The following is a 13,064-nucleotide window of genomic DNA, read 5'->3' as shown; positions in this document are numbered from 1 at the left end:
TATCCTTTGAACACAGCGTAAAATGTTACTCCATGGTCAGCAGATCACAAGGGGTATCTGTCTGATTTTGCACATGTGCGGGAAAAAATCAGGGTGTTAAATGATAAAATTTGCTCACTATTTGTAAGATTATTCTCATCAACATGATATTGACATCAGCTGAATAAGTGAGGCGGTAACATGAGTGACGCGATCCGGGTAGGGCTATTAGGTTACGGTTACGCCAGCAAAACGTTTCACGCGCCGCTGATCGGCGGCACGCCGGGCATGGCGTTGACGATGGTCTCCAGCAGCGAGGCCGGCAAAGTCCATGCCGACTGGCCAGGGGTCAGGGTGGTGAGTGCGGCAAAGGACTTGCTCAACGATCCTGATATTGATCTGGTGGTCATCGCCACCCCGAACGATACCCACTTTCCGCTGGCGAAAGCGGCGCTGGAAGCGGGCAAGCATGTGGTAGTGGATAAACCTTTTACCGTGACACTGTCACAAGCACGCGAGCTGGAGGGGCTGGCGAAGCATTGTGGCCGGGTGCTGTCGGTGTTTCATAACCGCCGCTGGGACAGTGATTTCTTAACCGTCAGGGCACTGATTAACGAAGGTCAACTGGGGGAAGTGTGTTACTTCGAGTCGCATTTCGATCGCTTCCGCCCCCAGGTGCGCCAGCGCTGGCGGGAACAGGGAGGCCCCGGAAGTGGGATTTGGTATGATCTGGGGCCGCATCTGCTCGATCAGGCGGTGGTGCTCTTTGGCCTGCCGGTGAGTATCACGGTCGATCTCGCTCAACTTCGCCCCGGCGCGCAATCCACCGACTATTTTCACGCCGTGCTGGCCTATCCCCAGAGGCGGGTGGTGCTGCATGGCACATTGCTCGCTGCGGCGGAGAGCGCGCGCTTTATCGTCCACGGCTCGCGGGCCAGCTATATTAAGTATGGCCTTGATCCCCAGGAGGAACGGCTAAAAAACGGTGAACGACTGCCGCAGGAGGACTGGGGGTATGATATGCGCGACGGTACTCTGACCCGCGCCGAGGGCGACGAACGAAGCGAGGAGACATGGCTGACGCTGCCGGGCAATTATCCCGCCTATTATGCCGCCATTCGCGATGCGCTTAACGGGGTGGGAGAAAACCCGCTCCCGGCCAGCGAGGCGATTCAGATCATGACGTTGATTGAGCTGGGTATCGAGTCGGCCAGACATCGCGCCACGCTCAGCCTGGTGTGAGGGGAAGCCCGGCAGCGCGGCCGCCGGGCCGATGATCAACCTTTCGCCACCCGCTGAATAAGAGCGGCTTTTTCCTGTTCGCTCAGAAACGCCTGGGTCAGACCGTTGATCTGCGCCTGACGGATCTGCTCCCGGCTCAGGCCCGCCGCCGGCGCCGCCACGGTGTACTCGTGAATAATATCGACGCCCTGCACCGCCGGATCGTCAGTGTTGAGGCTCGCCAGCACGCCGTGCTCAAGGAACTGCTTCAGCGGATGTTGGGCCAGCGAAGCCACGGTGCTGGTTTGCACATTCGAGGTCAGGCACGATTCAATGCCGATCTGATGTTCGGCCAGGTAGTCCATCAGGGCCGGATCCTCTACCGCTTTGACCCCATGACCGATACGCTCCGCGCCCAGCTCGCGGATGGCCTGCCAGATACTTTCCGGTCCGGCCGCTTCGCCAGCGTGGACGGTAATATGCCAGCCAGCGTCGCGGGCCTGATTAAAATGGTTGAGGAACAGCGCGCCCGGGAAGCCCAGCTCATCACCGGCCAGATCCAGCGCGGTGATGCCCTCGCGGTGGGCGAGCAGCGCCGCCAGCTCTTCCTGACAGGCCGCTTCACCGAAGGTGCGGCTCAGAATGCCGATCAGGCGGGCGTCGACCTGAAAATCGCGGCTGCCTTCACGCACGCCCGCGATCACTGCCTCTACCACGCCGTCGACGGGAAGCTGGTGGGTCATCGCCATATAGCGGGGAGAGAAGCGCAGCTCAACGTAGTGCAGACCATTGCGCGCGGCGTCTTCGACGTTCTCGTATGCCACGCGACGGCAGGCTTCCAGTGAAGCAAGGACTTTAACCCCCCAGTCGAGCTTGGCGAGAAAACTGACCAGATCGGGCTCGAGGCTGGTGACCTGGACGTGGGGACGCAGCGTGTCGAGGGTGGAAGCGGGAAGGGCGATATTAAACTCGCGGCCAAGATCGAGGATGGTTTGGGCCCGGATGTTACCGTCAAGGTGGCGGTGAATGTCGGTTAATGGCAATGAAGAATCAATCATGGTCGCACTCTTTTTTTAGTTAAAGTGCACGTCATTATACAACATGTACATAACTGTTTAAAAGCATTGAAAAAATCCATTCGATACAAACAGCTGGGGGCACTCAGGTCATTTTTCCGCTCTTTTCGCTGCGCCATTTAAAACAGCGAACGACGTTCATGATTGACGCGATCCTGACCAGACCAGAAAAGCGCACGCGCTGACCGCGGCGCCGGCAAGGCAGACCGCCTGCCATCCCCAATGGGAATAAAGTTGCGTGGCGACGATAGCGCCTGCCGCACTGCCCAGCGAATAAAAACACATATAAGCCCCAACAAGGCGGCTTGCCGCTGCAGGCCTGGCGGCAATAATCAGGCTCTGGTTGGTGACATGCACGGCCTGCACCGCAAAGTCCAGTGCGATAACACCCACTATTAGCCATAGCAGAGAGGTTTCGGCAAAGGCGATAGGCAGCCATGAGAGCGCCAGCAGCGCCAGCGCCAGGCCGGTCGAGCGCTGCGCCCATCCCTGGTCAGCCCACTTGCCCGCCCTTGAGGCGGCCAGCACGCCAGCGATGCCGGCCAGGCCAAACATCCCTGTCTGGGTGTGCGACAGGGAAAGGGCGGTGAGCGGCATGACCATGGTTGTCCACAGCATACTGAAAGCGGCGAAGATCAGTAGCGCCAGGATCCCGCGCTTTCTCAATTGCGGTTCAGTGGTATACAGCTGAAAAACTGACTTCAGTAAGGAAAGGTAAGTGGGCTTTTGCGACTGCGGCGTGGGCGAAGGCATGACTTTCCAGATGACGCCGGCAATCAACAACATCAGACAGGCAGCCGTGAGATAAACGGCTCGCCAGCCGGCGATATCAGCGATCGCGCCTGATATAAAACGAGACAACAGAATGCCTGAAACAATTCCGCTGGTCAGGGTACCCACCGCCTGGCCCCGTTTCTGCGGCGTCGCCAGTATCGCCACCCATGCCACCATCAGCTGCACCACCACCGCCATCAGGCCGACGATCAGCATGGCACCCAGCAGGATCGCGATATTAGGGGATAACCCTGCCACGACTAACGCCGCCACCGACAGCAACAGCTGAGTCATCATCACGTGTTTACGGTTCAAACCGTCCCCGAGCGGAACCAGGAACAGCAAGCCGATGGCATAGCCCACCTGTGTCGCGGTGATGACGCTGCCCATCATGCCGGGCGACACCTTCAGGCTGACCGCCATCGAGTCGAGTAACGGCTGAGCTGAATAAACGTTGGCTACCGCCAGCGCGCAGGTCAGTGAAAACAGCGCCGTTATCCCCGCGGTCAGCATCGTGGCAGGGGCGGAGGCGGTCGGGATCTCGTGCTCGGTACACAAACTTGCCTTGCATTTCATAAGAGGCCTGCACTCTGGTTGCTTTTTAAAACTAGTGTGCCTATAAAATTAGCCATAGTGGTTTTCTTTTGCAACTGCTACGTGTGAAGATTAAGCTGGCATCAGTAGACTGATTGACGGAGAGCATGCAGATGGCGAAACAGGAATCACTCAGAACCAGTGAATGTCCGGTGGCAAGGACGCTGGAATCAATTGGTGAGCGCTGGTGCCTGATGATTATTCGCGAGGCATTTGATGATGTGCGGCGATTCAGCGAGTTTCAAAAGAATCTAGGGCTGGCCAAAAATATCCTTGCCTCGCGGCTGAAGCACCTGGTTGATATCGGTATTTTCGCGATTTTACCGGCATCGGATGGCAGCGCCTACAAGGAATACGTCCTGACTGAAAAGGGGCGATCTGTGTTTCCCATTGTTGTGGCGATGCGGCAATGGGGAGAGCGTTATATGTTTGATTACGGGGAAACCTATTCTGTCCTGCTGGATAACGAACACGGTCAGCCGCTTCAGTATCTGGATGTGCGTTCCGCTCAGGGGGAGAAACTGCAACCTGGCGACTGCCATCGCCGGCGCGTTGTGTCGGATATCAGCGGTGAATGAAGGCCTGAAGAGGGGCGCGGTGCGGTGGGAATCGGTTCGATGACATCGCGCCCCGGCCGTACAGCGAAAAGCGGACATACTAGCGTTCGGCAACCTTCGTTTCAGGTAAATCTATGATAACCAGTGTGCCAAAGCTGCCTGTTTCCACAATATGAGGAATACCTGCTTTGGCGACATAAAGCTGGCCAGGCGTGACAGAGATTTTTTCTCCTTTCACATTCAGCTCCAGACGTCCGTCAATGACCAGTAATCCCTCGTCATACTCATGTACTTCTTCGCTTAATGAGCGTTCATCCATTCGTAAAACTTTGAGATTCGCTGTGCCAATGCGGCCTAATACCTGTGAGTGCCAGGCTTCCGGTAACACCTGTGCTTCGGCGCTAAGGTCATAAAGCGACATAACGTCATTCCCTTTGATGTTCGTTTTAGGCACTTATGTCATAGAAATGCTCTGCAGTCCTATAACAAATATGGAAAAACAAGTCGAAGAAGCGGCTAACCCTTTCTCCTCAGCCCCTTGCCCTCCAGGATTTTGTCGTATCTTTTTCCTGGAAGTTTCTGATGACAACCCTCTGCGCGTTGCGACAGGCGACTCACCGCCAGCAGAATAATCATTTGCATTTATATTTTATTTGAATGTATTCATGTTACATATTAAATTCTGCTTACTTTATCGACGATGAGGCAAGGATGCGGATGTGGAGAGCGTAATCCATAACAATATTGAGGGTTTTCTGCTGCTGCTATTAAGCATGTGGCCGATTCTGATTGTGGTCTTTATTGGCGTCGCGATTTCTTTCTATACCATGCTGTTACGCAAAACGGCGCTGGCCTGCCTGCTGTTCGCCGTCGCCATCGGCGCCGCAGGCTGGAGCTTCGCTTAGCATCCGTTCTCAGGGTTTATCCAGCAGGCTCATGCTGGAAGTGGCGGCGCCATCATTGAGATTGGACGGTGCATGCCAGTCACGGCCAGCCAGTGCGCTATCGCCCTGGCCGCTGCTGGCGACGGTATCCTCCTGCGTCGACATCGTCGAGCCCGCCAGTGCTTCATCTGCCCCCGACTGATCGGGCAGGGAGCTGGTATACCCGCCATTGTCCGAGTAAGTATCCATACCATTCACTTCATTCGGTACCGTGTCGGTGGTGGTGCCATCATCGTTTATGCAAAATGATCCGCCAATGCCGTTAGGCTGGCAGTCTGCGGCAAAAGCCGGGCCGGCCAGCGAGGCCAGCAACAATAGCGGTAAGCCGATTTTCTTCATTCTCATCTCCATGCGCAACGTGGCTCGACAGATGCTCTCTACTATAGAGAAGGACAGGGCGGCGGAAGGTGACAAAACTGTTTAATTTTGTAATAGCGGACTGACGTCCGGTTGCCCGTTCGCTTCAGCAGGTCGAGGCAGGCTGTGCCTTCCCGGAGCGGTGCACTGCGCTAATCAATTGTTAATTCAACGTAAAGATTAATGAAAATTTAAGAGAACGCCGCTATGTTGGCGACATCACTCTTTCCATGAAGGAAATTCCATGCGCGATAAATATTCGGGCCTGCAGATCGGTATTCACTGGCTGGTCTTTTTGCTGGTGGTGGTGGCTTATGCGGCAATGGAGCTACGTGGATTTTTCCCCCGTAGCGACCGGCCGCTGATTAATATGATTCATGTCTCCTGCGGGATCACCATCTGCGTGCTGATGGTGACGCGTCTGCTGGTGCGGCTGAAGTCGCCAGCGCCGCCGATCGTGCCGAAACCGTCGCCGATGATGACCGGTTTTGCTCATCTTGGCCATCTGGTTATCTATCTGCTGTTTATTGCCCTACCGCTGATTGGCATGGTGATGATGTACTGGCGCGGAAATCCCTGGTACGCCTTTGGCCTGACCATGCCGTATGCCCCGCAGAGCGATTTTGAGCGGGTGGACACCCTGAAGGCGATCCATGAATGGTTAGCCAACGCGGGCTACTTAGTGATTGGCTTGCATGCCCTTGCCGCGCTGGTCCATCATTACTGGTGGAAAGATAATACCCTGCTGCGGATGATGCCCCGTAAGCGCTAAATAGTCGTTACCGTTTTGCCTGACCCCGTCCCGCGACGGGGTTTTTTTTGCCTTTATGGACAATAAAATATAGTATACCCCCCTATATGATACGGAGGCGTAATCGTGCCACATTCACCTGAAGATAAAAAACGGGCGCTCAGTCGCGTACGACGCATCCGCGGCCAGGTCGAAGCCCTCGAGCGCGCGCTGGAGTCCGGCGAACCCTGCATGACAATCCTGCAGCAGATTGCCTCGATTCGCGGTGCGGCAAATGGCCTGATGGGCGAAATGGTGGAGATCCACCTGCAGGACGAGCTGGTTAGCGGCGAGACCACCCCGGACCAGCGGGCCGCGAGAATGGCAGAGGTCGGTCATCTGCTACGATCCTATTTAAAATAACATCACGACGAGGAAGAGACAGTTATGAAATCACGCGCAGCAGTTGCCTTTGGCCCTGGCCAGCCGTTAAAAATTGTTGAGATTGACGTCGCGCCGCCGAAGAAAGGCGAAGTTCTGGTGAAAATCACCCACACTGGCGTGTGCCACACCGATGCCTTCACCCTCTCCGGCGACGATCCGGAAGGTGTTTTCCCGGCGGTACTGGGCCATGAAGGCGGCGGGATTGTCGTGGAAGTGGGCGAGGGTGTCACCAGCCTTAAGCCGGGCGATCACGTGATCCCGCTGTATACCGCGGAATGCGGCGAGTGCAAGTTTTGTAAGTCGGGTAAAACCAATCTCTGTCAGGCGGTGCGTGCCACCCAGGGTAAAGGGCTGATGCCGGACGGCACCACCCGTTTCTCCTATAACGGCGAACCGATTTATCACTATATGGGCACCAGCACCTTCAGCGAATATACGGTTTGCGCCGAGATCTCGCTGGCGAAAGTCAATCCGCAGGCGCCGCTGGATAAAGTGTGTCTGCTGGGCTGCGGCGTCACCACCGGTATCGGCGCAGTGCACAATACCGCGAAGGTCAAGCCCGGGGATAGCGTCGCGATCTTTGGTCTGGGCGGCATTGGTCTCGCGGTGATCCAGGGCGCGGTGCAGGCGCAGGCCGGACGCATTCTGGCGGTCGATACCAACCCGGATAAGTTCACCCTGGCAAAAGAGATGGGCGCAACCGACTTTATCAACCCGAACGACTACGATAAGCCGATTCAGGATGTGATTGTCGAACTGACCGACGGCGGGGTGGATTTCAGCTTCGAGTGCATCGGCAATGTCAACGTGATGCGTGCCGCGCTGGAGTGCTGCCATAAAGGCTGGGGTGAGAGCGTGATCATCGGTGTAGCCGGTGCTGGCCAGGAGATCAAGACCCGTCCGTTCCAGCTGGTGACCGGCCGCGTGTGGCGCGGTTCCGCCTTCGGCGGCGTGAAAGGGCGCAGTCAGCTGCCGGGAATGGTGGAAGACGCCATGGCCGGTAAAATTCGCCTCGACCCGTTTATTACCCATCGCCTGCCGCTGGAGCAGATTAACGAGGCCTTTGATCTGATGCATGAAGGCAAATCGATTCGCACCGTGATCCACTTTGGCGACCAGTAATCCATAACGCTGATGGCGTATCGTCACCCATAAAAAAAGGGCCCGGATGGGCCCTTTTGCTTAGGTCGTTCAGTGATGATCCGGGAGCGCGTAGGCAATGATGTAATCGCCGCGATCCGGTGACTGACGGGCGCCGCCAGCATTGATAATAATGTACTGCTTACCGGTTTTCGGTGAGACGTAGGTCATCGGGCCGGACTGGCTACCGACCGGCAGACGCGATTTCCAGATCTCTTTCCCGTTCGCGGTATCAAAGGCGCGCAGGTAAAAATCCTGGGTACCGGCGAAGAACAGCAGTCCGGACTGCGTGGACAGCGACGCGCCAAGGGTCGGCATGCCGATCGGAATGGGCATGTGCATCCGGATCCCCAGCGGCCCGGTATCTTCTACGGTGCCAACCGGTACCTGCCACACCAGTTTGCCGGTTTTCAGATCCACCGCGGACATGGTGCCGAACGGCGGTTTCTGGCATGGAATGCCCAGCGGCGACAGGAAACGTTCGCGCATGGCGCCAAACGGCGTACCTTCCATCGGCACGATGCCCATCTCGATCCCGCTGGCGTCTTTCGCCACCTTCGCGCGCGGCACCATATAGTTTGCGAGACCCAGACGCATATCGTTGACGAACATCAGGCTGTTGTTCGGATCCACCGAAACGCTGCCCCAGTTCATGCCGCCGAGCGAGCCCGGGAACTGCAGGGAACGGTCTTCACCTGGCGGGGTAAAGACGCCCTGATGGCGCATCTCTTTGAACTGAATACGGCACAGCAGCAGGTCGATCGGTGTCGCCCCCCACATATCGGATTCGGTCAACGTCTGGTTGCCGATCATCGGCATCCCTACCGAGTAAGGTTGCGTCGGAGAGTAGCGTTCACCTTTGACGTTGCCCGCCGGTACCGGACGCTCTTCCACTTTGGCCACCGGCTTGCCGGTCTCGCGGTTGAGCATAAAGATCATGCCCTGCTTGCTGGTTTGCACCAGCACCGGGGTGGTACCGCCCTTGCCGTCAGGCAGATCGTACAGCAGCGGCTGAGACGGCAGGTCAAAGTCCCACAGATCGTGGTGCGTGGTCTGGAAGTGCCAGCGCACCTGGCCGGTGGTGGCATCCACAGCCACGATAGAGGAGCTGTATTTATCGTCCAGCGCGGTACGTTCGCCGCCAAAGAAATCTGGCGTGGCGTTGCCGGTTGGCAGATAGATCAGTTTCAGCTTCGCGTCGTAGGACATCGCCGACCAGACGTTTGGCGTACCGCGCGTATAGGTCTGGCCTTCCGGCGGAACACCGGTTAGCGCTGGATTGCCGGGATCCCACGCCCACGCCAGTTTGCCGGTGTGGACGTCAAACGCGCGGACCACGCCCGGCGGTTCGCCGGTGGAGTAGTTATCCGCGACGCGGCCGCCCACCACTACCACATTGCCCGCTACCAGCGGGGTGGAGGTCTGCTGATAGTAGCCCGCTTTCACTTCACCCATGCCGACGCTGAGGTCGACAATACCGCCATCGCCGAAGCTTTCGCACAGTTTGCCGGTATCGGCATCAATGGCGATCAGGCGGGCGTCGATCGTCGGCAGGAACAGACGACGGGAACAGGCGGCAGGCTGCGTGCCTGACGCTGGCGCGGTTTGCGCCTGGCTATCTTCGTAATAGCCTAAGCCGCGGCAGCGCTGCCAGTTGGGCGAAGAGGATTTGGAGTCATAGCGCCATTTCTCTTTTCCGCTGTCCACATCCAGCGCCAGCACTTTGCTGTAAGGGGTGCAGACGTAGAGAGTATCGCCAATCTGCAGCGGGGTGTTTTGATCTTCCGCCCCGGAGCCATTGCTCTGCGGGATATCGCCAGTATGCGCCACCCAGGCCACCTGCAGCTGGTTGACGTTCTGTTTGTTGATTTGGTCCAGCGCGGCGAAACGGTCGCCGTGGGTGGTATTACCCCAGTGCGCCCAGTTTTTCTGCTGTTCGCCCGGCGCGACGGGCTTCACTGGCACCGCTTCAGTGGCGCTAACCAGTGGTTCGGATTTGAACATCCAGCCAAAGCTCACCGCCAGCGCCACGGCGAGAACGGCGGCGACGCCATACGCCGGGCCTTTTTTTGCCGGTGGGGTGGCGAGGAAAGGCCAGACCAGGGCGGCAAGGAAGGCCAGGACGCCGAGCGCAAACAGGCGCGAGAAGAGCGGCCAGTAGCTCCAGCCAGCGTCACTAATCGCCCAGATCACCGAGGCGATAAACGCCACGGCGTACAACAGAATGCCACCGCGGCGGTGACGGAAAATCAGCACCGCCGCGATGACCATCACCACGCCCATCAGGGCGAAGTACAGTGTACCGCCGACGAGGGCCAGTTTTGCCCCAAGAATACCGATAGCCAGACCGATAATGAGCATCAGTCCGGCGAGAAGCCACTGCAGGATCCGGGGGAATCCGCGCGGCGCGTTGCCAGTTGCCATGTAATCTCCTTAACCACTTCCGCCACTTCATCATGAACCAAATGAAACAGGTGTTTTCTGTTTTATTTTTGAATGAAGAGGTTTGTACCTTCATAAACGCAGGTTTATTGCTTGATGTGATTTCAAATGAACCATTTGGTGAAATCGCGATATGATAGATCTGTTAAAGAAATTTACGCAATTGTTAATGAATGATTTCGCACTAAATGATTATTTTGCTAAATGTGTTGCGCCGTCCGTCGCACCACATCGACGTACGTAGGCTCCCCGGCAGGGCTACCGGGGAGAAAGCGGGGTCAGGCAGGCATTGACTTGCGGATGGCGCTGAGCAAGGTTTGCGTACCTGGCGTGAGCGTCGCATCGACGCGGGTTAGAATGCCGATGGGCTCTCCGGCGCCCTGGGTGGCAATCGGCAGGGCGCTCAGCACACCCCGGCGAAGATCGTCTTTCACCGCCCCGGATGGCACGAACCACACATAGTCGAAATCGACCGTCAGCTGGCGTGACAGCGAAGCCGAGAGGGTCTCGATACAGCCGGCGGGCATTTTACAGCCCTGGCTCTGGAGCAACGTTTCGGCGTTTTGCCGCGGTACGGTGCCCTTCGGCGAAACGACGACGGGCCACTCCATTACCCGGCTCAGGGTCACGGTCTCCTGAAGCAGGGGGTGTCCCGGACGAACCACCAGTTTCAGGGATTCGAGGAACAGTAGCTCATAGTTGAGTCCACTCATCAGATCCGGGTCGGACATGCGTCCGATACCGATATCGATCTCCCCGGATTTTAACCCCGCCAGCAGCATGGTGTTGTTCATGGTGGCGACCTGCAGCGTGATGTCTTTTTGCTGCTTATGGAACTGGCCGATCACCGTTGGCAGGATCCCCAGCGCGGCGGTAGGCAGCGCGCCGATACGCACAATGTCGTTATTCAGCCCCTCTTTACGGTTCAGCGCCTGACCCGCTGAGTTAAGGGCATCAAGTACCTTAACGGCATGAGTCAGAAACTGTTCGCCGACCAGGGTGAGTTGCGCCCCCAGGCGGCCCCGCTCGAACAGCCGGGTACCGGTTAGCTGTTCAAGCTCGTTAAGCGTTTTCGAGAGTGCAGGCTGGCTCAGATTTAAAGTTTCAGCCGCGCGCCCCAGCGTTCCCTGTTGAGCGACGGCCACGAAGGTGTGTAGATGGCGCAAGCGAATGCGCTGACTGAAGAGACCATTTTTTTCCATAGTAGATGATGTTAAAAACACAGCGGTGAAAGAGACAAGCGGCCTTGTTTAAATTTGATAACCAGATAGCAAAATATTATTAACATTTGACCTGATTACATTACAAGATCTTTCCCCACGGTTTAAAACGCCTTCCCCCCGCAGGACGAGGGGAAGGCGTTTATCGGCGTGGCCGCTAGATATCGAAAAAGACGGTTTCGTTTTCGCCCTGCAGATAAATATCGAAGCGATAGACCACTTCCGAACCGCGAACCTCGCGTTCGGCGATTAAGGTTTTGCGTCTCACTTCCCACTCGATCAGATTCAGCACCGGGTCGCTGGCGTTGGCCTCATGTTCATCGGCGAAATATATCCGCGTGTTCAGGCCGATGTTGATCCCCCGCGCGACCACCCACAGGTTGACGTGCGGCGCCATCAGGCGGCCATCGCGGCCGACAACCGGGCCCGGCTTAATGGTGTCAAAGCGCCAGACGCCGGAGGTGAAATCAGAGCAGGTACGCCCCCAGCCGCGGAAGCCCGGGTCGACGGCTTTCTGCTGCTGACGGTCGTCAGGATGGTTATAGCGTCCCGCGGCGTTGGCCTGCCAGATCTCCAGCAACACATCACGGACCGGTGTTCCGGAGCCGTCGATAACCCGGCCTTCAATGGTGATCCGCTCCCCGGTGGTATCCGCGGTGGTGAGGACCGGGCCAAAGTTTTTCTCAAAAATATGAAAGCCCGCGGCGTCAGGCGCCAGACCGATATGAACATAGGGTCCCGCCGTCTGCGAGGCGGTTTCAGGCAGATACTGTTTCATCGGGCGGCCCCCTGAGTGCGATTTTCAAACAGCGTGGCGCGATGGCCGCGCAGAACAAGGTCGAAGCGGTAGGCCAGGCAATCCAGCGGTACGGCGGCGTGCATGTCCAGCTCGGCGATCAGCGTGCGTACGGCGTCGTCATTATTAATGGTCCGGACGATCGGGCACTGTTTGATCAGCGGGTCGCCTTCGAAATACATTTGGGTGATCAGGCGCTGCGCCCAGGCGTCACCCGAGAGCGAGAAATGAATATGCGCCGGACGCCAGTCGCTGGCCTGGTTACGCCATGGGTAGGGGCCGGGCTTGATAGTGCGAAAACAGTAATAACCGTTTTCATCGGTCAGAACCCGGCCGCAGCCGCCGAAGTTCGGGTCAATCGGGGCCAGATACTGATCTTTTTTATGTCGGTAGCGGCCGCCGGCATTGGCCTGCCAGACTTCCACCAGGGTGTTTTTCATCGGTCGGCCAAAACCATCGCGCACATAGCCGTGGACAATGATCCGCTCGCCAATCGGCAGGCCTTCTTTGGCATAGTTAAGGATAAGGTCATTATCCAGTGGGCCTAGATCGTCGCGGCTAAAGACCGGCCCGGTGATCTCTGACAGCGAGTTCTGCAGGGAGATCAGGGCATTCTTCGGTGAGCGCAGGACGCTGGTTTTATAGCCCGGCGCGTAAGCGGGCGGGTGACTACTGTAATCGCGATGGATAACCTCGCGCGGGGACCATTTGTCGTTCATCGGGTACTCCGTGTAGACGGTAGAGGGGCATATTGTTGTAATGTCGCCAGAAACAGTGTGTGTAAATGTAT

General features: G+C 57.2%; 14 protein-coding genes. 6 read left to right on the top strand and 8 right to left on the bottom strand.

Annotated features, from left to right (window positions below; all coding sequences use genetic code 11):
- The first annotated feature begins 180 nt into the window (after window positions 1-180).
- A complete protein-coding gene (locus CWM61_RS01715; protein WP_100630579.1) occupies window positions 181-1,221 on the top strand; it encodes an oxidoreductase in 1,041 nt (346 codons plus the stop codon).
- Window positions 1,222-1,256: 35 nt separating this feature from the next.
- On the opposite strand, the gene add is transcribed toward CWM61_RS01715, so the two are convergent.
- On the bottom strand, window positions 1,257-2,258 hold the full coding sequence (add, locus tag CWM61_RS01710) for an adenosine deaminase (protein WP_012541536.1): 1,002 nt from the start codon (window positions 2,256-2,258) through the stop codon (window positions 1,257-1,259).
- A 156-nt stretch (window positions 2,259-2,414) separates the two neighbouring features.
- Window positions 2,415-3,563 carry an MFS transporter gene (locus CWM61_RS01705; RefSeq protein ID WP_100630743.1) on the bottom strand — a complete coding sequence of 383 codons (1,149 nt, stop codon included), beginning with the start codon at window positions 3,561-3,563 and terminating at the stop codon, window positions 2,415-2,417.
- Between the two features lie 194 nt (window positions 3,564-3,757).
- On the opposite strand from CWM61_RS01705, the gene CWM61_RS01700 reads away from it, so the two are divergent.
- Entirely contained in the window at window positions 3,758-4,222 is a 465-nt protein-coding gene (locus CWM61_RS01700; protein WP_074386180.1) for a winged helix-turn-helix transcriptional regulator, read from the top strand.
- Between the two features lie 79 nt (window positions 4,223-4,301).
- On the opposite strand, the gene CWM61_RS01695 is transcribed toward CWM61_RS01700, so the two are convergent.
- A complete protein-coding gene (locus tag CWM61_RS01695) occupies window positions 4,302-4,622 on the bottom strand; it encodes a cupin domain-containing protein (protein ID WP_061154396.1) in 321 nt (106 codons plus the stop codon).
- 298 nt (window positions 4,623-4,920) lie between these two features.
- Here CWM61_RS01695 and CWM61_RS01690 point away from each other — a divergent pair, with 298 nt between their 5' ends.
- Complete coding sequence (locus tag CWM61_RS01690; protein ID WP_061154397.1) at window positions 4,921-5,106, top strand: hypothetical protein; 186 nt, start codon at window positions 4,921-4,923, stop codon at window positions 5,104-5,106.
- Between the two features lie 9 nt (window positions 5,107-5,115).
- On the opposite strand, the gene CWM61_RS01685 is transcribed toward CWM61_RS01690, so the two are convergent.
- On the bottom strand, window positions 5,116-5,484 hold the full coding sequence (locus CWM61_RS01685; RefSeq protein WP_061154398.1) for a hypothetical protein: 369 nt from the start codon (window positions 5,482-5,484) through the stop codon (window positions 5,116-5,118).
- A gap of 262 nt (window positions 5,485-5,746) precedes the next feature.
- On the opposite strand from CWM61_RS01685, the gene cybB reads away from it, so the two are divergent.
- The 3 genes from cybB (at window position 5,747) to CWM61_RS01670 (ending at window position 7,798) form a co-directional block, all read left to right on the top strand.
- Window positions 5,747-6,274, top strand: a complete 528-nt coding sequence (cybB, locus tag CWM61_RS01680) for a cytochrome b561 (protein ID WP_100630578.1) — start codon at window positions 5,747-5,749, stop codon at window positions 6,272-6,274.
- 105 nt (window positions 6,275-6,379) lie between these two features.
- Window positions 6,380-6,655: a metal/formaldehyde-sensitive transcriptional repressor gene (locus CWM61_RS01675; protein ID WP_004101746.1), complete on the top strand. Its 276-nt coding sequence runs from the start codon at window positions 6,380-6,382 to the stop codon at window positions 6,653-6,655.
- 24 nt (window positions 6,656-6,679) lie between these two features.
- Window positions 6,680-7,798, top strand: a complete 1,119-nt coding sequence (locus CWM61_RS01670) for an S-(hydroxymethyl)glutathione dehydrogenase/class III alcohol dehydrogenase (protein WP_100630577.1) — start codon at window positions 6,680-6,682, stop codon at window positions 7,796-7,798.
- Between the two features lie 69 nt (window positions 7,799-7,867).
- Here CWM61_RS01670 and CWM61_RS01665 read toward each other — a convergent pair whose 3' ends face one another.
- From CWM61_RS01665 to pcaH, 4 genes are all read right to left on the bottom strand, one after another.
- Window positions 7,868-10,240 carry a membrane-bound PQQ-dependent dehydrogenase, glucose/quinate/shikimate family gene (locus CWM61_RS01665; protein ID WP_100630576.1) on the bottom strand — a complete coding sequence of 791 codons (2,373 nt, stop codon included), beginning with the start codon at window positions 10,238-10,240 and terminating at the stop codon, window positions 7,868-7,870.
- Window positions 10,241-10,536: 296 nt separating this feature from the next.
- Window positions 10,537-11,460: a LysR substrate-binding domain-containing protein gene (locus CWM61_RS01660; RefSeq protein ID WP_012541541.1), complete on the bottom strand. Its 924-nt coding sequence runs from the start codon at window positions 11,458-11,460 to the stop codon at window positions 10,537-10,539.
- A 175-nt stretch (window positions 11,461-11,635) separates the two neighbouring features.
- Window positions 11,636-12,256: a protocatechuate 3,4-dioxygenase subunit alpha gene (gene pcaG, locus CWM61_RS01655; protein ID WP_074385679.1), complete on the bottom strand. Its 621-nt coding sequence runs from the start codon at window positions 12,254-12,256 to the stop codon at window positions 11,636-11,638.
- On the bottom strand, window positions 12,253-12,993 hold the full coding sequence (gene pcaH / locus CWM61_RS01650) for a protocatechuate 3,4-dioxygenase subunit beta (protein ID WP_004202816.1): 741 nt from the start codon (window positions 12,991-12,993) through the stop codon (window positions 12,253-12,255). Before pcaH ends, pcaG begins: the two co-directional genes overlap by 4 nt.
- Between the last annotated feature and the right edge of the window lie 71 nt (window positions 12,994-13,064).

Source organism: Klebsiella sp. K-Nf6 (genome assembly GCF_002806655.1).
Taxonomy (GTDB): Bacteria; Pseudomonadota; Gammaproteobacteria; order Enterobacterales; family Enterobacteriaceae; genus Klebsiella; species Klebsiella variicola.
This window is presented reverse-complemented; position numbering and strand designations above follow the sequence as displayed.

Bases quoted from the DNA above. Each gene is read 5' to 3' on its own strand.
- CWM61_RS01715 (WP_100630579.1), top strand. From the start codon at position 181: ATGAGTGACGCGATCCGGGTAGGGCTATTAGGTTACGGTTACGCCAGC.
- add (WP_012541536.1), bottom strand. From the start codon at position 2,258: ATGATTGATTCTTCATTGCCATTAACCGACATTCACCGCCACCTTGAC.
- CWM61_RS01705 (WP_100630743.1), bottom strand. From the start codon at position 3,563: ATGCTGACCGCGGGGATAACGGCGCTGTTTTCACTGACCTGCGCGCTG.
- CWM61_RS01700 (WP_074386180.1), top strand. From the start codon at position 3,758: ATGGCGAAACAGGAATCACTCAGAACCAGTGAATGTCCGGTGGCAAGG.
- CWM61_RS01695 (WP_061154396.1), bottom strand. From the start codon at position 4,622: ATGTCGCTTTATGACCTTAGCGCCGAAGCACAGGTGTTACCGGAAGCC.
- CWM61_RS01685 (WP_061154398.1), bottom strand. From the start codon at position 5,484: ATGAAGAAAATCGGCTTACCGCTATTGTTGCTGGCCTCGCTGGCCGGC.
- cybB (WP_100630578.1), top strand. From the start codon at position 5,747: ATGCGCGATAAATATTCGGGCCTGCAGATCGGTATTCACTGGCTGGTC.
- CWM61_RS01670 (WP_100630577.1), top strand. From the start codon at position 6,680: ATGAAATCACGCGCAGCAGTTGCCTTTGGCCCTGGCCAGCCGTTAAAA.
- CWM61_RS01665 (WP_100630576.1), bottom strand. From the start codon at position 10,240: ATGGCAACTGGCAACGCGCCGCGCGGATTCCCCCGGATCCTGCAGTGG.
- CWM61_RS01660 (WP_012541541.1), bottom strand. From the start codon at position 11,460: ATGGAAAAAAATGGTCTCTTCAGTCAGCGCATTCGCTTGCGCCATCTA.
- pcaG (WP_074385679.1), bottom strand. From the start codon at position 12,256: ATGAAACAGTATCTGCCTGAAACCGCCTCGCAGACGGCGGGACCCTAT.
- pcaH (WP_004202816.1), bottom strand. From the start codon at position 12,993: ATGAACGACAAATGGTCCCCGCGCGAGGTTATCCATCGCGATTACAGT.